The sequence below is a fragment of the Micromonospora sp. NPDC049559 genome (assembly GCF_040676675.1).
Taxonomy (GTDB): domain Bacteria; phylum Actinomycetota; class Actinomycetes; order Mycobacteriales; family Micromonosporaceae; genus JBFAPK01.
Window position 1 is genome coordinate 1 of record NZ_JBFAPK010000040.1, and the last position, 19,147, is coordinate 19,147.

Consider the following 19,147-nt stretch of genomic DNA (forward strand, 5'->3'; position numbering starts at 1 on the left):
CCGACCGGTGCGGCGCGGAGCGGCCAGCCTGGTCGTGCAGGTCGGCGCCGACCGGCCGGCCGAACTCCTCGCCGCGGCGTACGCCCAACGCCGCCCCGGCGGCCGGTTCGACGTGCTCGCCGCTCTCCCGGCTCAGTCGACCAGGGTCACCCGACCGTCGTCGAGGTCGTAGCGGGCACCGACGACCTTGAGGGTCCCGGTCTGCACCTTCTCGGCCACGATCTCGCTGGTCGCGAGGAGCTGCTGGACCTGGGCGTGGACGTTGGCCCGCACGCCCGCCTCCACCACGTCGGTCTCGGTGCCGATCAGCGGCTCGATGATCGGCCGCAGCGCCTCGACGATCGCCCCGATGTGGCCAGGCGCGCTCTCGCCGCCCTGCAGCGCGTTGACGGTGGCCGAGACGGCGCCGCACCGCTCGTGTCCGAGGACGACCAGCACCAGCGGGTGGAACTCCTCGATCGCGAACTCGATGCTGCCGAGGAGCAGGTCGTCGACGATGTTGCCGGCGACCCGGTTGTCGAAGAGGTCGCCGAGGCCCTGGTCGAAGAGGAGTTCGGGCGGTACGCGGGAGTCGGCGCAGCCGAGTGTGATCGCGAACGGGTGCTGGCCGCTGGCGAGTTCCCGCAGGTGACGCGGCGACTGGTGGGGGTGGCGGGCCCGGCCGGCGACGAAGCGCCGGTTGCCGTCGAGCAGGCGCCGCAGCGCCGCGTCCGGGTTGGCCGGCGGCGCTTCCGTCGCCGGGGCGGCAGCGGCGGCGGGGCCGGCCGTGGCGAGGCCGGCCGCTCCGGCCGCGGTCAGGCCGCCGGCCGCGAGCAGCGATCGGCGGGAGAGCAGGTGCGACAAGAGAGGTTCCCTTCGTACGCGGTACGGGCAGGGGTGAGGAGTCCGCCGCGGGGGAGTGACTCCCGCGCGGCGAAGATCTGCCGATACTGCGTCGTGGGAACGGAGCGCAAAAGAGCGGACGGAGCCGGCGAAACGCATCGAGTGTGCTGACCTGGGCAGGCCCGATCAGTCGTGTTCCAGACAGTGATCTGGACAACTTGAGTGACCGACCGGAACCTGTTCGCCCGGTCCCCGCCTCCGGACCTGGCCGGTCCCCGCCGACGGACCTGCCGGAGCCGGCCGCTGGGCTCGGCGAGGCCCCCGACGTCAGCAGCCGGCGGCGCGTACCGCGTCGGCGGCCTTGCGGGCCGCGATCAGCACCGGATCCCAGACCGGTGAGTACGGCGGCGCGTAGCCGAGGTCGAGCCCGGCCATCTCCTCCACCGTCATCTCGTTCCACAGCGCCACGGCCAGTGCGTCGATCCGCTTCGCGGCGTGTGACCGGCCGACGATCTGCGCCCCGAGCAGCAGCCCGGTACGCCGCTCGGCGAGCAGCTTCACCGTCATCGGCGCCGCATCCGGCAGGTAGCCCGCCTGGTTGTGCGACTCGACGCGCGTCACGGCGTAGTCGTACCCGGCCTGCCGCGCCTCGCGCTCCAGCAGCCCGGTACGGCCGACCTCCAGCTCGCAGACCTTTGTCACCGCCGTGCCGAGCACCCCGGGAAAGGTGAGGTACCCGCCGCCGATGTTGATTCCCGCCACCCGGCCCTGCTTGTTCGCGTACGTGCCGAGCGGGATGTGCACCGGCTGCCCGGTGAGCCGGTGCCGGGTCTCCACGCAGTCGCCGGCCGCCCAGACCCCGTCGAGGCCCTGGACCCGCATCCGCGGGTCGACCAGGACCCCGCCCGTCGACCCGAGCGGGAGGCCCGCGGTCCGCGCCAACGCGTTGTTCGGGCGTACGCCCAGGCCCAGCACCACCACGTCGGCGGGGATCTCGCTGGCGTCGGTCCGGACCGCGCGGACCCGACCGTCCGAGGCGACCAACCCGTGTATCTCCCGCCCGCTGCGCACGTCGATGCCGAGTTCGCAGAGCGCCGCCCGGACCAGGGCGCCCATGTCCGGGTCCACGGTCGACATGGGCTCGTCGCGCCGCTCCACCAGGGTGACGTCCAGCCCGCGCCGGACCAGCGCCTCGGCCATCTCCACCCCGATGTAGCCGCCGCCGGCCACCACCGCCCGACGTGGGGTCGGCTCGGCGTCCAGCCAGGCCAGCAGCGCCGCGCCGTCGTCGAGGGTCTGTACCCCGAAGATTCCCTCCGGCCCGCCCCGCGCCCAGTCGGGCACCCGGGGCACCGCGCCGGTGGCGTACACCAGGGTGTCGAACGGCTCGCGGTGCTCCCCGCCGCCACGCAGGTCCCGGGCCACCACCTCGCGCCGGTTCAGGTCGATCGCGGTGACCTCGTGGTGCGTGCGTACGTCGATGGCGAACTCGTCCCGGAACGTCGCCGGGTCCCGGGCGATCAGGTCGTCCGCGTTCTGGACGAGCCCGCCCACCCAGTAGGGGATGCCGCAGGCCGAGTACGACGTGTAGTTGCCCCGTTCGAACGCGACGATCCGCAGGTCGTCGGGCCCGCGCAGCCGGCGCGCCTGGGAGGCCGTCGCCATGCCGCCCGCGCTGCCACCGATCACCACCACCCGTTCGGTCATGGCTCCGCCCCGTCGCGCCGGCCCCGGCCGCCCGATCGCGCCGCCCGGTCCGGTCGAGCCTTCTCCGGGCGCGGCGCGGCGCCGCCGGGCTCAGCCACGCGTCTGCCGCGCCAGGTCGTCGACGACGGCCAGGAGATCACCGGTACGGGCGTAGACCGCGCGCTGCCGGGCGGCACCGGTACCGTGCGACCGCAGCCGGTCCAGCAGCGTCGTCACGAGGGCGAGGTCGCCGTGCCGTTCGAGTTCGGGGCGGACCTTGTCGACCAGCCGGTGCAGCAGCGACCACGCGGGTCGGGTACCGCCGAAGTCGAGATCGACGGCGGCGCCGGCCAGCCCGTCGTGCGCGGCCCGCCAGTGCGCCCCGACGAGCAGGTGGTGGTCGATCCGGGGGGCGGGGCGGCCGGCCTCGATGTCGTTCAGGGCCGTACCGACCAGCGCCCGGACCAGGGCCGCGATCAGGATCGTGCCGTCCAGGCTCGGGCAGACGTCGCCGACGCGGATCTCCACGGTCGGGTACGTCGCGGAGAGCCGGGCGTACCAGTAGAGCATCCCCTCGTCGAGCAGCATCCCGGTGTCGACAAGCTCGTCCAGCAGGCGCTCGTAGTGCGCGTACGACTCCAGCCAGGGCGTCGGCGAGACCGAGGGCCAGTGCGACCAGAGCACCGAGCGCCAGCTGGCGTACCCGGTGTCGGCGCCGGCGTGGAACGGCGAGTTGGCGGTGGCCGCCTGCAGGATCGGCAGCCACGGGCGCAGGTGGTTGAGCACCTGCACGGCCACCTCGCGGTCCGCGACGCCGACGTGCACGTGCATGCCGTTGCAGCCCGGGCCGGGCGAGAGCAGGCGGAACCGTTCGATCATCCGGTGGTAGCGGGGCTTGCCGACGATTGGCGGTACGGGTCCCTCCACCGGGCCCGTACCGACGGCGAGCAGCCGCGCGCCGGCCTCCTCGGCCGCCTTCGACAGGCCGGTGCGCAGCAGCCCCAGCGAGTGCCGCAGCGCGGAGAGTTCCAGGCCGGGCGGGCTGCCGATCTCGATCTGGCTGGTCTGGAACTCGTGCTGCACCTGCCCGCGCAGCTCGGGCGCCACCTTGTCGAGGACCCGCTCCACCGCCGGTACGGCCATCCCGGTGGCCGGGTCGACGAGCAGGAACTCCTCCTCGACGCCGACTGTGAGCAGCTCCGGTCCGGAGACCGGTTCCGGCTCGGGCTCGACGACGCGGGTCGCGGCCGGTGCGCCGAGGACGGGGTACGGGTTTTCTCCGGCGGGGCGCCCGTCGCCCGCCCGCACGGCGGACGGGTCGAGGTCGGGCAGCGCGGAGCGGCCGGCGATGCGCTCGCGCAGCACGCCGGCGGTCGCCCGGCCCACCCATGAGGCCACGTCTCCGGCCATCATCACCACCGCCTTCATCACGATATGTCCGGACCAGCTGGTCGGCGGTCCCGACGATTCAATTACCCAGGGTGGCCGGTCCGGGAAACGCGTCCGGGCCGCGACCGGACGCGCCGCCGGTGCGATGCGGGCGGGCGTCGGGGTGGCGGCGCCCGTCGTAGCGCGGTTCATGTCGCGCAAGGCGCTGCGGCACCGGGCGGCGACCGGCCGATGGCGGCAGGTCACCCGTGCCGTCTTCGTCACCCACAACGGCCCGGTCGACGTCGAGCAGACCCGTTGGATCGCGGTACTCGCCACCGGCGGCCGTGCGGTGCTTGGCGGGCTGACGGCCGCGCAGGCGTGGGGCCTCAACCGGTACGGCGACGGCCGCATTCACCTGCTGCTTCCCGCCGCGCTGCGGACCAGGTACGCCCCGCCCGGCGTGGTGGTCCACCGCACGACGCTGTTCGGCCCGGAGGACGTCCTCCCGGTGGGCCGGCCGCCCCGGACCATGCCGGCCCGGTCCCTCGTCGACGCCGCCGCCTGGGCCCGCAGCGACAACGAGGCCAGGGCCATCATCGCGGCCGGCTACCAGCAGCGGCTCGTCTGGGGCGACGAGATCGCACGGGTGTTGGCGGGGATGTCCCGGGTGCGTCGGCGGAGTCTGATCATCCGGACGGCCGCCGACTCCGCCGGAGGCTCGCACTCGCTGCCCGAGCTGGATTTCCTCGGCCTGGTCCGGCGGGCCGGGCTGCCCGAGCCGACCCGTCAGCGAATCCGGTACGACGGGTCGGGGCGGCGCCGGTACCTCGACGTGTACTTCGAGCGCTGGCGGCTGCACGTCGAGATCGACGGTGGGCAGCACCTCGACCCGCGTACCGCCTGGCAGGACATGCGCCGACAGAACGAGCTCTGGATCGCGGGCGATCGGGTGCTCCGCTTTCCGGCCTGGGCCGTACGCGAGCAGCCGGAACAGGTGCTCGCGCAGGTCGAGTCGGCGCTCCGAGCGGCCGGCTGGGACGGGGGTTGAGCGGCACCCGGCTCCGCGATCGGGATACCGGGCCTGCGATCTTGGTACGACCAGGGCCCCTCAGGGGCCGATTCGCACAAGATCGGTCAAGCCGCGGCTCTCCGGGGCGTGACAGGGGCGGTTAGTCTGTCGTCGTGCCAGGCATCGGGATGCTGCTGACGGGGCTCTGGGCGTACGCGGGTGCGCAGCTCGCCTCGATCTCCGTGCACCCCGCCGAGCTGCTCGCCGGGGCGGCGCTGGCCGCGGCGATGTTCGCCGTCGCCATCGCGGTACGCGTCGTCGTCCGCCCGGTCGGCACGGTCGATTCCGCCCGTCGGGCGGCGACCCTGCGGGACCGGGCCCGCCGACTGCGGGTACCGCGCCAGCTCGACCCCGACTCGGCCGGCCGACCCCGTCCGCGCGCACCGTCGGCGTTCCTCTCGGCCGCGTAGCGCCGCTGACCACCACCCGTCCGGTCGGATGCCGGAGGGGTCATCATGCCGCCGCCGCGCGGCCGATTCCGCCCCGGGCGTGTCCCGCTCCACGGAGTTCCGCTCCGAGGAGCGCCACGAGACACGCCCGGCGCCCCGGATCACCGGGGTCGTCGACCGCCCCCTTCCGGGCGGGTTTCCGGAATCGAGCCGAGAGGTCTTCCCATGCTTGCCTTCGCACCACTCGACGGCGCCGTGGGCGTCGCCGCCACCGTCGTCACCGCGCTCGCCGACGCCGTCGCCCCGCTGGCCGGGTCGGCGGCCACCGCCTGCGCCATCGTCCTGTTCACCATTGCCGTGCGGTTGCTGATCTCACCGCTGACCTGGGCGCAGATCCGGGGGCAGCGTCGCCAGGCCGCGCTCGCCCCGCGGATCGCCGACCTGCGGCGGCGGTACGCCCGCGAGCCGGAGAAGCTCCGGAACGAGCTGATGGCGCTCCACCGCGAGGCGGGCACCTCCCCGCTGGCGGGCTGCCTGCCGGGCCTGCTCCAGGCGCCGTTCTTCGTCGTCATGTACCACCTCTTCGCGACCTCGGCCGGCGCGGCCGTCGGCGGCGGGTTGCTCGCGGAGCGGCTCTTCGGGGTACCGCTGGGGCAGCATCTCGGCGACGGTCTCGGCGGGGCGGCCGGACCCGTCTTCGGCGTGCTCCTCGCGCTGCTCGCCGGTACCGCCTGGCTCTCGTCCCGCCGGATCCGCCGCTCGGCCGCCGCCAACGCCGCGAACGCTAACGCCGCTGCCACCGCCACCGCCGCTAACGCCGCCACCGCCAACGCCGCTAACGCCGCCACCGCCAACGCCGCGAAGGTCGGGGGCGCTGCCAGCGCGGCGGGAGCGGCGGCCGGCAGGAATGCGCGGAACGCGGCGGCCGGCACGAACCCGACCGGCGCGGCGCCGGAACTGCCCGGGGCCGGGTTGCTGGTCAAGATCATGCCGTTGCTCCCGTACACGACCCTGCTCGCGGCGGCGGTCGTACCGCTGGCGGCGGTGCTCTATCTGGTCACCACCACCGCCTGGACGGCGCTGGAGCAGGGGGTGCTGCGGCGGGAGAAGGCATCGACGGCTGTTGACATGTTGGGCGCCGCGTCGTAGAAATCGAGGGAAGAGAGAGCGCTCTCTCAATCGCCGGCGCAGCCCCGTGTCTCCCGCGCCGCGTCACCACGGCCCGCCGTCCCCGTCCCCGTCCGACTCCGACGCACCGTCCGGAGGCAAGCACCGTCCCCCGGGAAGCACCGTCGGGAGGCAAGCACTGCCCCCCGGGAAGCACCGTCGGGAGGCAAGCACCGTCCCCCGGGAAGCACGGTCGGAGGCGCCGTCAGCAGGAAGCACCCTCCCCAGGAAGCACCGTCCCCCAAGATCGTCCCCCGAAGAGAGGCCACCACCATGACAGTCCAGCCTCCGCTGCGGCCGGCGCGCGTCGCCGGTCCGGACCCCGGCACCGGCGCGGTCCGGCACCCGTACCCGCGCCGGTCCCCGTGGGCCGGCCGCCCCATCCGGCTCATGGCCGTACTCACCGTGATCACCACCGCCGTGGCGGCGGTCAGCGTCACCGCCCGCGCGGCGGTACCGCCGCCTCCGGCCGGCTGGAGCCTGGTGTGGAGCGACGACTTCACCGGCGCGGCCAACACGCTGCCGTCCGCCGCCAACTGGATCATCGACACCGGGACCAGCTACCCGGGCGGCCCGCCCAACTGGGGCACCGGCGAGATCCAGACCTACACCAACAGCACCACCAACGTCAGTCACGACGGCGCCGGCAACCTGCGGATCACCCCGGTCCGCGGCTCCTCCGGCCAGTGGACCTCCGCCCGCATCGAGACGGTACGGACGAACTTCAAGCCGCCCTCCGGTGGCGTGCTCGCCATCGAGGGTCGCATCCAGATGCCGAACGTCACCGGCGCCGCGGCGGCCGGCTACTGGCCCGCGTTCTGGGCGCTGGGCGCGCCGTACCGGGGCAACTACCAGAACTGGCCGAGCATCGGCGAGTTCGACGTGATGGAGAACGTCAACGGCCTCAACACCGTGTACGGGGTGCTGCACTGCGGCGTCGCGCCGGGCGGGCCGTGCAACGAGTTCAACGGCCTCGGCGCCAACCGGGCCTGCCCCGGCTCGACGTGCCAGTCGGCGTTCCACACGTACCGCTTCGAGTGGGACGCCAGCGTCAACCCGCAGCAACTGCGCTGGTACGTCGACGGCCAGCAGTACCACACGGTGACCCAGACGCAGGTCGGGCAGCCGCACTGGGGCAACATGACCAACCACGCCGGCTACTTCCTGCTGCTCAACGTGGCGATGGGCGGCTCGTTCCCGAACGGCGTGGCGGGCACCACCACCCCGACCTCCGCCACCGTCTCGGGCCGGTCGATGCTCGTCGACTACGTGGCCGTCTACAGCCGCGGTGGCGGCGGCACCCCGCCGACCACGCCGCCCACCACCCCGCCCGGCGGCGGCGGGGGCAGTGCCTACTCGACGATCGAGGCCGAGGCGTTCAACGGGCAGAGCGGCGCCGGGGTCGAGACATGCAGCGAGGGTGGGCAGAACCTGTCGAACCTGGCCAACGGCGACTGGGCCCGGTACGACCGGATCGACTTCGGTTCGACCCCGCCCCGGGACTTCGTCGCGCGGGTCGCGTCGGGCGCGGCCGGTGGGGTCAGCGGGCTGGTCGAGGTACGGATCGACAGCCCGACCAGCGCCCCGATCGGCGGCTTCGCGGTGGGGAACACCGGCGGCTGGCAGAGCTGGCGGTCGGTACCCGGGAACGTCTCGGCGGTGACGGGCGTGCACACCGTCTACCTGACCTTCACCAGCGGGCAGCCGAGCGACTTCGTCAACGTCAACTGGTTCACCTTCCGGCGCTGACGGGCGCCGCACCCCGTCCCGGGCCCGGAGCGCTGCCGCGCTCCGGGCCGGGCAGAGTGTCCCGGGCCCGGAGCGCTGCCGCGCTCCGGGTCAGGCTCCGGGCCCGGGCGTCACTACCCCCAGACCTCCACCTCGTAGACGCGGGCGGCCTGGTTGGTGTTCTGGGTCGGGGTGATCACGTTGAGGCGTACGTAGCGGGCCGTGGCCGAGACCGGGTGGGTCGTCACGCTGGCCGTGTTGCCCCGGGCCTGCGCGACCGTCGTCCAGTTCGTACCGTCGAGGGAGACCTGGAGGTCGAAGTCCCGGGTGTTCCAGTCCAGGCTCTCCCCGCCGGCCCCCGAGTGCCGCACGGTCACCGAGGTCAGCGCCCGGGCGGAGCCGAGGTCGACCTGCCACCATTTGCTCGTCCCGAGCGAGCACCACTTGTCGTCCTGGCCGGCCGAGACGCTGCCGTTGACCGCCTTGGCGGGGTTCTGCGCGGTGGTGCAGGACGAGTCGGCGGTGGCGGTACGCCCGGCCGCCAGGTTGGTCGGGCCGGTCGGCGGGGCGTAAACCTCGAACTCGGTGATCCGGGCCGCGGTGTTGCCGTCGTTGGCCGGGGTGGTCACGTTCAATCGGACGTACCGCGCCGAGACCGGCGTGACCGGGTGGTAGGTGCGGCTGGTCCGGTTGCCCGAGACCGTTGCCCGGGTCGTCCAGGTGCTGCCATCGGTGCTGGTCTGGATCGTGAAGGCACCCGTGTTCCAGCCGGTGTTCTCCCCGCCCAGCCCGGCGTGCTTCACCACGAACGAGCCAACCTGCTGCGCCGAGCCGAGGTCCACCTGGAGGAACTTGGTGCCGCTCACCTTCGAGCACCACTTGCTGTCCGCGCCGAGCCGGCCGTCGAACGCCTCGGCCGGGCCCTCGGTCGCCGCGCACGGCTCCGAACCGGTGGCCGGCCTGCCCGCGGCCAGGTTGGCCCCCAGCTCCGGCGCGGCCGGCGGGGCGAAGCCGTCGGTGAAGGAGGGCGGTACGTCGGCCGGGTTGGTGCCCCAACCGCTCGGCGCGGCTCCCATGGCGTACGTGAGGGTGGCGCCGCCGGCCAGGTCCCCGTACCGCAGCCAGGTGCGCTGGGTGGCGGTGCCGTTCACGGCGAGGCTCTGCACGTACGGTGCGCCCGGCCCGGCGCCGCCGGCGTTGATCTGGATGTCCCCGCCCGGCCGGTCGATCAGGATCGAGCCGAAGAGCGGGCCGTGCAGCGCGAGGGTGTCCGCGCCGGGCGTCGGCGGGTACATGCCGAGCGCCGCCCAGACGTACCAGGCGGAGGTGGCGCCGAGGTCGTCGTTGCCGGGCAGCCCGCCCGGACCGGTGGTGAACGACTCCTCCATCACCCGCCGGACCACCGAGCTGGTACCGGAGGGGTGCGCGGCGAAGTGGTACGCCCACGGCACCCCGTGCTCGGGCTCGTTGCCGATGTAGAAGTACGGCCGGGAGAGCCCGCCGTTGAGCTGGGTGAAGTGGTGGTCGAGCCGCTGCACGGCGGTCTGCCGGCCGCCCATCATGGCGATCAGCGCGGCGAAGTTGTACGGGACCATCCAGCTGTACTGCGCGGCGTTGCCCTCGGTGTAGCCGCTCGGGTTGGCCGGGTCCAGCGGCCACGGCCAGGTGCCGTCCGAGTTGCGGTCGTGGACGTACTGCGACTCGGGGTTGAAGACGTTGCGCCACCACTGCGCGCGCTGGATGTAGGTGCGGTACTTGGCGGTGTCGCCGAGCGCGCGGGCGAACTGGGCGACGGCGAAGTCCGAGGCGGAGTACTCCATCGAGTCCGACGGGTTCTCGTGGATGTACTGGAGGCTGGTGTAGCCGCTCTGCCGGCCGCGGATCGGGCTGCCCTGCGTGGTGCCGCCGTTGGAGCTGGCGTGCATCAGGGCGAGCGCGGCGGCGGTGTCGAAGTCCCGTACGCCGAACGCGTAGAGGCTGCTCACGATGATCGGACCGGGGTCGCCGGTCATGATGAACGCCTCGTTCTGGTTGTGTGACCACTTCGGTAGCAGGCCGCCCTGCTGGCCGTCGAGGACCATCGACCGGGCGATGTCGGTGGCCTCGGCCGGAGCGATCAGCGCGACCAGGGAGGCCCAGGAGCGGTAGATGTCCCAGCCGGAGTAGTTCTGGTAGACGGGGTGGCCGGCGGTGTGTACCGCGTTGTCGAAGCCGAGGTACTGGCCGGTGACGTCGCTGGCGAGGTTCGGGTTGATCAGCACCCGGTACAGGGCGGTGTAGAACTTCTGCAGGTCGGTGGCGCTGCCGCCGCCGACCTGGACGCGGCTGAGCATCGCGTTCCAGTCGGCGTCGGCCGCGGCCCGTACGCCGGCGAAGTCGAAGCCGGACTGCTCGGCGGCGAGGTTGGCCTGCGCCCCGGCCTGGCTGACGAACGAGATACCGATCTTCGCCTGCACCACCTGGTTGGCGGTGGTGTCGAAGGTGAGGTAACCGCCGGAGTTCACGCCGCTGGCGCTGGTCGAGCCGGCGCTGACGGTACCGCCGACCCAGGTACCGACGCCGCTGGGCGCCCGGTCGAACTCGATCCGGTAGTAGATCTGGTACGTCTTGGCGCTGCCACAGAAGCCGCCGCCGGTGAGGCTGCCGGTCACGGTGGAGCCGCTGATGGCGAGCGTGCTGGTGCGGTTGCCGGTGGCGCTGCGGCCGGGGTTGACCAGCACCCGGGAGGCGGTGCCGGCCGGGTAGCTCAGCCGCATGATCCCGGTGCGCTTGGTGGCCGAGAGTTCGACCTGGGTGTTGCCGTAGTTGCCGAGCACCGTCCGGTAGTAGCCGGCCCCGGCCACCTCGGCGCTCTTGGTCTGCGTCGCCGCGTACGAGGTCCAGCTCGTACCGGGCGAGGCGCCGAGCGCGCCGGTGATCGGCAGGATCGCCAGGTTCTCGTTGTTGGCGCAGCCGGCGCCGTTGAAGTGGGTGAGGCTGAACTCCTCGATCTTGGTGTCCGCGAAGCGGTAGCCGGAGGGGGAGGCGGTCGGGGTGTCCGGGCTGAACTGGACCATCCCGAAGGGCGCGACGGGCCCGGGTACGGTGCTGCCGCCCGCGCCGCCGCCGACCGGGTCGGGCGAGTTGCTGTCGTCGGTACCGATGAACGGGTTGACGTGCTGGGTCAGCGCGAGCGCGGCGGCGCTGGTCCGGGCGGTGTCGTCGGGCGCGGCGGCGCTGGTCCGGGTGGTGTCGTCGGGTGCGGCGGCGCTGGTCCGGGCGGTGTCGTCGGGTGCGGCGGCCAGGGCGGGCGCGGCGAGGACCGTGGCGGCCACGGTGGATGCGGCCAGGGTCGCGGCGACCAGCGCTCTCGCGGACGGGGTGGCGAGCGGGGCCCGCCGGGCGGTGTGCGGCATGCGTCCTCCGTGATGGGGGTGGTGGAACGGTCGGACGTGCGGTGCGCGGCCCCGGCCAGCGTGCGACCCGGCATTCACGGCGCGGGGTTACAACGTTGTCAGGGGTTGATCCATAGACAAGTACGACTACTGATGTCTGTCAACACCGTCGGGGTCTGGACAGGAACAGTTAACAGTCCTAATAATTGGCGAACCGTCGACGCACCTCAATACCCCCACACCCCCGGTGGAGGCCACCCATGACCCGCCCCCACACACCCCACCCACGCTCCCGGCCACCTTCGCGCACCCGCACGCTCCTACTCGCCACCCTCACCACCACCCTGACCGCCACCACCGCCGCAATCGCGCTCACCACCCCCGCCTACGCCGCCGGACCCACCGCCACCTTCACCAAAACCAGCGACTGGGGCACCGGCTGGGAAGGCAAATACACCATCACCAACCCCGGCCCCACCACCATCACCACCTGGACCCTCACCCTCGACCTCCCCACCGGCACCACCATCGGCACCTACTGGGACACCCAACTCACCACCACCGGCACCCACCACACCTTCACCAACCGCACCTACAACGGCACCCTCACCCCCGGCACAAGCACCAGCTTCGGCTTCAACGCCACCGGACCCGGAACCCCCACCAACTGCACCATCAACAACCAACCCTGCGCCGGCGGCACCACCCCCACCACCCCACCGGCCACCACCCCGCCGCCCACCACGCCACCACCCACCACGCCACCGCCCACCACACCGCCACCCACCAGCCCACCCCCGAACACGGGACTGCCCAAGCACTTCCTCACCGGCTACTGGCACAACTTCGTCAACCCGGCCGTCGAACTGCGGCTGCGCGACGTACCGAACGACTACGACCTGGTCGCCGTCGCCTTCGCCGAGGCGACCGGCACCCCCGGCGCGGTCGCGTTCGGCGTCGACGCCGGGCTGTCGGCGGCGTTGGGCGGCTACACCGACGCGGACTTCCGCGCCGACGTGCAGACCCTGCACGCCCGGGGCAAGAAGGTGATCCTCTCCGTGGGCGGCGAGGCCGGCCGGGTCGCGGTGAACGACGCGACCTCGGCGACGAACTTCAGCAACACCATGGCCGGCCTGATCCAGCAGTACGGCTTCGACGGCGTCGACATCGACCTGGAGAACGGGCTCAACCCGACGTACATGGCGCAGGCCCTGCGGTCGCTGCGCGGCCGGATCGGCAGCGGACTGATCATCACGATGGCGCCGCAGACCATCGACATGCAGTCGCCCTCGGCCTCGTACTTCAAGCTGGCGCTGGACATCCGCGACATCCTCACGGTGGTCCACACCCAGTACTACAACTCCGGCTCGATGCTCGGCTGCGACCAGAGCTTCGCCTACTCGCAGGGGACCGTCAACTTCCTCACCGCGCTGGCCTGCCTGCAACTGGAGGCCGGACTGCGCCCCGACCAGGTCGCGCTCGGCCTGCCCGCCGGACCCGGCGCGGCCGGCGGCGGGGTGGTCGCACCGTCCCTGGTCAACCAGGCGCTCGACTGCCTGGCCCGGGCCACCAACTGCGGCAGCTTCCGGCCGCCGCGCACCTATCCCGGCATCCGCGGCGCGATGACCTGGTCCGTCAACTGGGACGTGAGCAACGGCAACACCTTCGCCCGCACCGTCAAGCCGCACCTCGCCACGCTGCCCTGACCCCGGTACCCGCTGCCCTGGCCCCCGTACCCCCGGGGCCGATCCGACCCACCCACTCACCGCCACCGTCAACCCCCGACCTGGAGGCACCCGTGAGACTCACCCCCCTGCGCGCGGCGGCGTCCGCCGCCGCCCTGGCCGCCGCGGTCCTCGCGGCGACCGTCGTGGCCGCGCCGGCCGCGTCCGCCGCCACCGCCGCCTTCGTCCGCACCTCCAGCTGGAGCAACGGGTACGAGGCGAGGTTCACCGTCACGAACAACACCTCGTCCCCGATCAGCTCGTGGAACGTGCAGTTCGACCTGCCCAGCGGCAGCGCGATCAGCTCCTCCTGGGACGCCAACGTCGCCCGCTCCGGCCAGCACTACACCGCCACCAACGCCAGCTGGAACGGCGCGCTGGGCGCGGGCGCGAGCACCAGCTTCGGCTTCGTCGTGGCGGGCACCGGCGACCCGACGAACTGCACGGTCAACGGCGCGTCCTGCTCCGGCGGCTCGACCCCGCCGCCGACCAACCCCGGCGCGCCGGGCACGCCCGGCAACGTACGGGTCACCGGCACCGCGAACACCTCGATCTCGCTGGCCTGGAACGCCTCCTCCGGTACGGTCACCGGCTACCGGGTCTACGAGGGCACGACGGTACGGGCCACCGTGACGGGTACCTCCGCCACCGTCTCCGGCCTGGCCGCCTGCTCCGCGCACAGCTACACGGTGGCCGCCTACAACTCCTCCGGCGAGTCCGCGAAGTCGGCGGCCGTCTCGGCGACCACCACCGGCTGTACCGGCGGCGGGGGCAGCATGGCCGCGGCGCCGTACCTCTACCCGGGCTGGGGTGACCCGCCCGCGCCCGCGACCGTGATGAGCGCGACCGGGGTCAGGTGGTTCACCATCGCGTTCATCCTCTCCGGCGGCGGCTGCACGCCGGCCTGGGACGGCTCCGGCTCGCTGACCGGCGGGGTGCACGCCAGCACGATCAACGCGATCCGGGCCGCCGGTGGCGACGTGATCCCGTCCATCGGCGGCTGGAGCGGCAACAAGCTCGGCCCGAACTGCTCGTCGGCGTCCGCGCTGGCCGGCGCGTACCAGCAGGTCATCAACGCGTTCAACCTCAAGGCGATCGACGTCGACATCGAGAACAGCGACGAGTTCGAGAACCCGGTCGTGCAGGACCGCATCCTCGGCGCGTTGAAGATCGTCAAGCAGAACAACCCGGGGATCAAGACGATCCTCACCTTCGGTACGTCGACCTCCGGCCCGTCGGACACCGGCAAGCGCCTGATCAACCAGGCGGCGGCGCTCCAGGCGAACGTCGACGTCTTCACCATCATGCCGTTCGACTTCGGCGGCGGGGCGAACATGTACCAGAGCACCGTCAACGCCGCCGAGGGGCTGAAGAACCAGCTCAAGACGGCCTTCGGCTGGTCCGACGCGACCGCGTACCAGCACATGGGGATCTCGGGCATGAACGGGCTCTCCGACCAGCAGGAGCTGACCACGCCGGCGACCTGGACGCAGATCCGGGACTGGGCGAAGGCCCGCTCCCTGGCCCGGTTCACCTACTGGGCGGTCAACCGCGACCGGCCCTGCCCCGGCGGCGGCGTGGTGGCCAACTGCAGCGGCATCGCCCAGAACACCTGGGAGTTCACCTCGATCACCGCGCAGTACTGACCCGATCCCACCTCGCCGATCTAGGGCAAATCCTTGCTAGTGGATCTCTATTCACGAGGATTTGCCCTAGATCGGCGGTGGATTCGCTGGCCGCGGCACCCGCTCGCGTTTGGACACCTCCGCCGGCCGGTTCGACCCCGTCGGCGCCGAGCCGGTGCGGGGTCGAGCCGGCGTGGTCGCGGGTTTGGCCGGGGCGCGGTACGGAAATAGCACTCCGGTATGAGCGACCGCTGGTACGCCGAGGCCGTCGTCTACTGCCTGGACCTGGAGACGTACGCCGACTCGGACGGGGATGGGATCGGTGACATCCGGGGGCTGATCGGCCGGCTCGACTACCTGGCCCGGCTCGGCGTGACCTGCCTGTGGCTGAATCCGATCCACCCGTCGCCGAACCGCGACGACGGCTACGACGTGACCGACTTCTACACGGTCGACCCGCGCCTCGGTTCGCTCGGCGACTTCGCCGAGCTGCTGCACGAGGCCGGCAACCGGGGCATCCGGGTCATCATCGACCTGGTGGTGAACCACACCTCGGACCAGCACCCCTGGTTCCAGTCGGCCCGGTCGTCGCCGGACTCGCCGTACCGGGACTGGTACGTCTGGTCCGACCAGGCCCCGCCGGACCGCCGACAGGGCATCGTCTTCCCCGGCGAGCAGCGGGAGACCTGGACCTACGACCGGACCGCCAAGGCGTGGTACTACCACCGGTTCTACGACTTCCAGCCCGACCTGAACATCGCCAACCCGGCGGTACGGGCCGAGATCAAGAAGATCGTCTCGTTCTGGCTCCAGCTCGGGGTGGCCGGGTTCCGCATCGACGCGGCGCCGTTCATCATCGAGATGACCGAGCCGGGCAACGCGGACTCGCCCAAGCACTTCGAGTTCCTCACCGAGCTGCGCCAGCACGCGCAGTGGCGGCGGGGCGACGCGGTGCTGCTGGCCGAGGCGAACGTCGAGCCGGACCAGCTGCCGGCGTACTTCGGCGACCAGGGCGGCTCGGCCAACCGGCTGCACATGCTCTTCGACTTCATGCTCAACGGTCGGCTGCTGCTGGCGTTGGCGCGGCGGGACCCCGAGCCGGTCATCGAGGCGCTGCGCGCCACCCCGGCCCTGCCGCGCGGCGGGCAGTGGGCCACCTTCCTGCGCAACCACGACGAGAGCGACCTGTCCCGGTTGACCGCGGAGCAGCGCGAGGACGTCTTCCGGGAGTTCGGCCCGGAGGAGCGCATGCGCCTCTACGGTCGCGGCATCCGGCGCCGGCTCGCGCCGATGCTCGGCAACGACCGGCGGCGCATCGAGCTGGCGTACTCGCTCCAGTTCTCGCTGCGCGGCACGCCGGTGCTCCGCTACGGCGAGGAGATCGGGATGGGCGACGACCTCTCGCTGCCGGGCCGGGACGCGCTGCGTACCCCGATGCAGTGGTCGCTCAAGCCCAACGGCGGCTTCTCCAGCGCGCCCGCCGACAAGCTGATCCGGCCCGTGGTCGACAAGGGGGAGTTCAGTTACGAGCGGGTCAACGTCACGCTCCAGCGGCACGACCAGCGGTCGCTGCTCGCCTGGTTCGAGCGGATGATCCGTACGCTGCGCGAGGCGCCGGAGGTGGGCTGCGGGGCCTGTACGCACGTGGACGTACCGCTGCCGGCGGGTGTCCTCGCGCACCGGGCGGACGGCCGGACCGGCGCCATGCTCTTCCTGCACAACCTCGGTACCGACGACGTGACCGTGGACCTCGGCAGCCTCTACGAGGAGGCGGACCTGCCGAACGACGTGCTCTCCGACAAGGAGTACCCGCCGCCGGGCAAGCTCGACGCGCTGAGGCTCGCCGGCTACGGCTACCGCTGGATCCGGCTGCGCCGGGGTTGGGAGGACTGGGCCGGTCCCGCCGCGGCGGCGTCCTCCGCGGGCTGAGGCGGCGGAACGCCGTCGGGCACCTTGCGCTTCATGGTCGCCTCCGTATAGTAGGTTCCGACTATTAGGGACCGGTGATACGGATGGCGAAGCGGAAGATCTCCAACACGCTGGCGTTGGCCGTACTGGGGCTGCTGCAGGAGCGGTCGATGCACCCGTACGAGATGGCGTCCACCCTGCGGGAGCGGCACAAGGACAGCAGCTTCAAGGTCAACTCCGGGTCGTTGTACGACACGGTCGAGGCGCTGGTCCGGCACGGCTGGATCGAGCCGGTCGAGACGGCGAGGGACGGCCGGCGGCCGGAGCGGACGGTGTACGCGCCCACCGCCCTCGGCCAGGACGAATTCGTCCGCTGGGTGGACGAGCTCGTCCGTACGCCCGTCGCGGAGTACCCGAAGTTCCTGGCCGCGATCTCCTACCTCGGGGCGCTCGGACCGGAGCGGGCGGCGGACGCGCTGGCCGGACGCGCCGCGGAGCTGGGTCGGCGGGTCGAGGAGACCAGCGCCGTGCTGGCCGAGACGGTCGGCTCCGGCCGGGTTCCCCGGCTGTTCATGATCGAGGTCGAGTGCGCTCTGCACGCCTGGGAGGCCGAGCTGGCCTGGACCCGGCGGACCCTCGCCGAAATCCGGGACGGCAGCCTCTACTGGCCCCGGGTCGAACGGACCGAACAGGGCTGGACCTGGTCCGCGCCCGCCGCCGCCGAGGGGGCGAAGTGACCGAGGTGCTGGTCGTCGGGGCCGGCCCCGCCGGGCTCCTGCTCGCCTGCGAACTCCGGCTCGCCGGGATCGACACGGTCCTGATCGAACGCGAGCCGCGGCGCCCCGACTTCTGCCGGGGCTTCAACCTCAACGCCCGGGCCCTGGACCTGCTGGACCGGCGCGGGCTCGCGGACCGGCTCGTCGACGAGGGATGGCCGGTCCCGCACGCCGCGTTCTCCGGCCTGCCGGTGACGCTGAACCTCGCCGGCGCGCGCACCGACCACCCGTACTCGCTGGGCATCCCCCAGACCCGGGTCGAGGAGATCCTGGAGGCGCACGCCCTCGGCCTCGGCGTGGAGATCCGGCGCGGGCACGAGCTGCGCGCCCTGGAACAGGACCGCGAGTGCGTCACCGCCACCGTCAGCGCCGGCGACCGCGAGTACCGCGTCCGGGCCGCGTATCTGGTCGGCTGCGACGGCGGCCGGAGCACCGTACGCAAGCAGGCTGGCATCGACTTCCCCGGTACCGGGGCGAGCCGTTACACCCTGCTCGGCGACGTCGAACTCGCCGAGCCCGCGGCGCTGCCGTTCGGTGCCACCGCCGGCCCCGGCGGGACCGTGCTCGTCATTCCCCGCCCCGGCTACGTCAGGATCGCCACCGCCGATCCGCGACCCCCCGCCGACAAGGACACGCCGGTCACCCTGGACCTGCTCCAGGCCGCGGTGGACGACGTGCTCGGGCGGCACGTCACGCTGCGCGCCCCGCGCTGGCTGACCCGGTTCGGCGACGCCGCCCGGCAGGCCGCCGAGTACGTCCGGGGCCGGGTGCTCCTGGCCGGGGACGCCGCGCACATCCACCCACCGGCCGGGGCGATCGGCGTGAACGTGGCCCTCGACGACGCGTTCAACCTCGGCTGGAAGCTCGCGGCGACGGTACGCGGGCACGCCCCGGCGCATCTGCTCGACAGCTACCACACCGAGCGCCACGCGGTCGGCGCGCGGGTGCTCGCGAGCACCCGGGCCCAGGTGCTGCTCGGCGACGCCGACGACCGGCTCGCACCCCTGGTCGACCTGCTCACCCGCGTCGCCGCCCATCCCGCCGGCAATCGCGCCTTCGCCGAGGTCGTCACCGGCCTGGACATCCGCTACGACATGCGCCCCGAGAGCACCCACCCCTGGGTCGGACGGCTCGCCCCCGGCCTCGCCCTGACCACCGGTGCCGGCGCCACCGGCCTCGCCGCGCTCCTGGCCACCGGCCGGGGACTCCTGCTCGACCTGTGCGCCGGAAACGCCGTCGGCGGGACGGCCGACGGTTGGGCCGACCGGGTCGACACGGTCACCGCGACCTGTCCCGACCATCCGGAACTTCGCGCCATCCTGCTGCGACCGGACGGCCACACCGCCTGGCTGCGGACGGACGACGACGACTCCGACGGCGGTCTCCGGCAGGCGCTGGAACACTGGTACGGCCCGCCGGCGCGACCGGCCAACCCGTCCGCGCACCTGCCGGTCGGGCGGCCGGCTGGGTTAAGCTCCGGGCCCAGTTAAGTTACCGGGAGGTAGAAA

At 72.7% G+C, this 19,147-nt stretch carries 13 protein-coding genes; 9 read left to right on the forward strand and 4 right to left on the reverse strand.

Annotated features, from left to right (window positions below):
- Positions 1 to 132 precede the first annotated feature (132 nt).
- The 3 genes from AB0J86_RS31590 to AB0J86_RS31600 all read right to left on the reverse strand — a co-directional run bounded on the left by AB0J86_RS31590 (position 133) and on the right by AB0J86_RS31600 (position 3,936).
- Entirely contained in the window at positions 133 to 843 is a 711-nt protein-coding gene (locus AB0J86_RS31590) for a carbonic anhydrase (RefSeq protein ID WP_363861317.1), read from the reverse strand.
- Positions 844 to 1,149: 306 nt separating this feature from the next.
- Positions 1,150 to 2,529 carry an FAD-dependent oxidoreductase gene (locus tag AB0J86_RS31595; RefSeq protein WP_363861318.1) on the reverse strand — a complete coding sequence of 460 codons (1,380 nt, stop codon included), beginning with the start codon at positions 2,527 to 2,529 and terminating at the stop codon, positions 1,150 to 1,152.
- Between the two features lie 90 nt (positions 2,530 to 2,619).
- A complete protein-coding gene (locus AB0J86_RS31600) occupies positions 2,620 to 3,936 on the reverse strand; it encodes a glutamate--cysteine ligase (protein ID WP_363861319.1) in 1,317 nt (438 codons plus the stop codon).
- Between the two features lie 151 nt (positions 3,937 to 4,087).
- On the opposite strand from AB0J86_RS31600, the gene AB0J86_RS31605 reads away from it, so the two are divergent.
- The 4 genes from AB0J86_RS31605 to AB0J86_RS31620 all read left to right on the forward strand — a co-directional run bounded on the left by AB0J86_RS31605 (position 4,088) and on the right by AB0J86_RS31620 (position 8,253).
- On the forward strand, positions 4,088 to 4,927 hold the full coding sequence (locus AB0J86_RS31605) for a DUF559 domain-containing protein (RefSeq protein ID WP_363861320.1): 840 nt from the start codon (positions 4,088 to 4,090) through the stop codon (positions 4,925 to 4,927).
- 134 nt (positions 4,928 to 5,061) lie between these two features.
- Positions 5,062 to 5,358 carry a DUF6412 domain-containing protein gene (locus tag AB0J86_RS31610; RefSeq protein ID WP_363861321.1) on the forward strand — a complete coding sequence of 99 codons (297 nt, stop codon included), beginning with the start codon at positions 5,062 to 5,064 and terminating at the stop codon, positions 5,356 to 5,358.
- Between the two features lie 204 nt (positions 5,359 to 5,562).
- Positions 5,563 to 6,486, forward strand: a complete 924-nt coding sequence (locus tag AB0J86_RS31615; protein ID WP_363861322.1) for a membrane protein insertase YidC — start codon at positions 5,563 to 5,565, stop codon at positions 6,484 to 6,486.
- Between the two features lie 408 nt (positions 6,487 to 6,894).
- Entirely contained in the window at positions 6,895 to 8,253 is a 1,359-nt protein-coding gene (locus AB0J86_RS31620; RefSeq protein ID WP_363861391.1) for a carbohydrate-binding protein, read from the forward strand.
- Positions 8,254 to 8,366: 113 nt separating this feature from the next.
- Here the strand turns inward: AB0J86_RS31620 and AB0J86_RS31625 are convergent, their stop codons facing one another.
- The gene (locus tag AB0J86_RS31625) at positions 8,367 to 11,627 is read right to left on the reverse strand and encodes a GH92 family glycosyl hydrolase (protein ID WP_363861323.1); all 3,261 of its coding nucleotides are present in this window, start codon (positions 11,625 to 11,627) and stop codon (positions 8,367 to 8,369) included.
- Between the two features lie 239 nt (positions 11,628 to 11,866).
- On the opposite strand from AB0J86_RS31625, the gene AB0J86_RS31630 reads away from it, so the two are divergent.
- The 5 genes from AB0J86_RS31630 (at position 11,867) to AB0J86_RS31650 (ending at position 19,129) form a co-directional block, all read left to right on the forward strand.
- Positions 11,867 to 13,312, forward strand: coding sequence for a cellulose binding domain-containing protein (locus AB0J86_RS31630; RefSeq protein WP_363861324.1), 1,446 nt, complete (start codon positions 11,867 to 11,869; stop codon positions 13,310 to 13,312).
- A 92-nt stretch (positions 13,313 to 13,404) separates the two neighbouring features.
- A complete protein-coding gene (locus AB0J86_RS31635; RefSeq protein WP_363861326.1) occupies positions 13,405 to 14,976 on the forward strand; it encodes a cellulose binding domain-containing protein in 1,572 nt (523 codons plus the stop codon).
- A gap of 219 nt (positions 14,977 to 15,195) precedes the next feature.
- Entirely contained in the window at positions 15,196 to 16,884 is a 1,689-nt protein-coding gene (locus AB0J86_RS31640; RefSeq protein WP_363861327.1) for an alpha-amylase family protein, read from the forward strand.
- Between the two features lie 83 nt (positions 16,885 to 16,967).
- Positions 16,968 to 17,600 carry a PadR family transcriptional regulator gene (locus AB0J86_RS31645; protein ID WP_363861328.1) on the forward strand — a complete coding sequence of 211 codons (633 nt, stop codon included), beginning with the start codon at positions 16,968 to 16,970 and terminating at the stop codon, positions 17,598 to 17,600.
- On the forward strand, positions 17,597 to 19,129 hold the full coding sequence (locus AB0J86_RS31650) for an FAD-dependent monooxygenase (RefSeq protein ID WP_363861329.1): 1,533 nt from the start codon (positions 17,597 to 17,599) through the stop codon (positions 19,127 to 19,129). Before AB0J86_RS31645 ends, AB0J86_RS31650 begins: the two co-directional genes overlap by 4 nt.
- Positions 19,130 to 19,147: the final 18 nt, after the last annotated feature.

Coding starts and splice junctions, on each gene's coding strand:
- AB0J86_RS31625 (WP_363861323.1), bottom strand. CDS start 11,627: ATGCCGCACACCGCCCGGCGGGCCCCGCTCGCCACCCCGTCCGCGAGA.
- AB0J86_RS31595 (WP_363861318.1), bottom strand. CDS start 2,529: ATGACCGAACGGGTGGTGGTGATCGGTGGCAGCGCGGGCGGCATGGCG.
- AB0J86_RS31630 (WP_363861324.1), top strand. CDS start 11,867: ATGACCCGCCCCCACACACCCCACCCACGCTCCCGGCCACCTTCGCGC.
- AB0J86_RS31620 (WP_363861391.1), top strand. CDS start 6,895: ATGGCCGTACTCACCGTGATCACCACCGCCGTGGCGGCGGTCAGCGTC.
- AB0J86_RS31615 (WP_363861322.1), top strand. CDS start 5,563: ATGCTTGCCTTCGCACCACTCGACGGCGCCGTGGGCGTCGCCGCCACC.
- AB0J86_RS31600 (WP_363861319.1), bottom strand. CDS start 3,936: ATGAAGGCGGTGGTGATGATGGCCGGAGACGTGGCCTCATGGGTGGGC.
- AB0J86_RS31645 (WP_363861328.1), top strand. CDS start 16,968: ATGGCGAAGCGGAAGATCTCCAACACGCTGGCGTTGGCCGTACTGGGG.
- AB0J86_RS31640 (WP_363861327.1), top strand. CDS start 15,196: ATGAGCGACCGCTGGTACGCCGAGGCCGTCGTCTACTGCCTGGACCTG.
- AB0J86_RS31605 (WP_363861320.1), top strand. CDS start 4,088: ATGTCGCGCAAGGCGCTGCGGCACCGGGCGGCGACCGGCCGATGGCGG.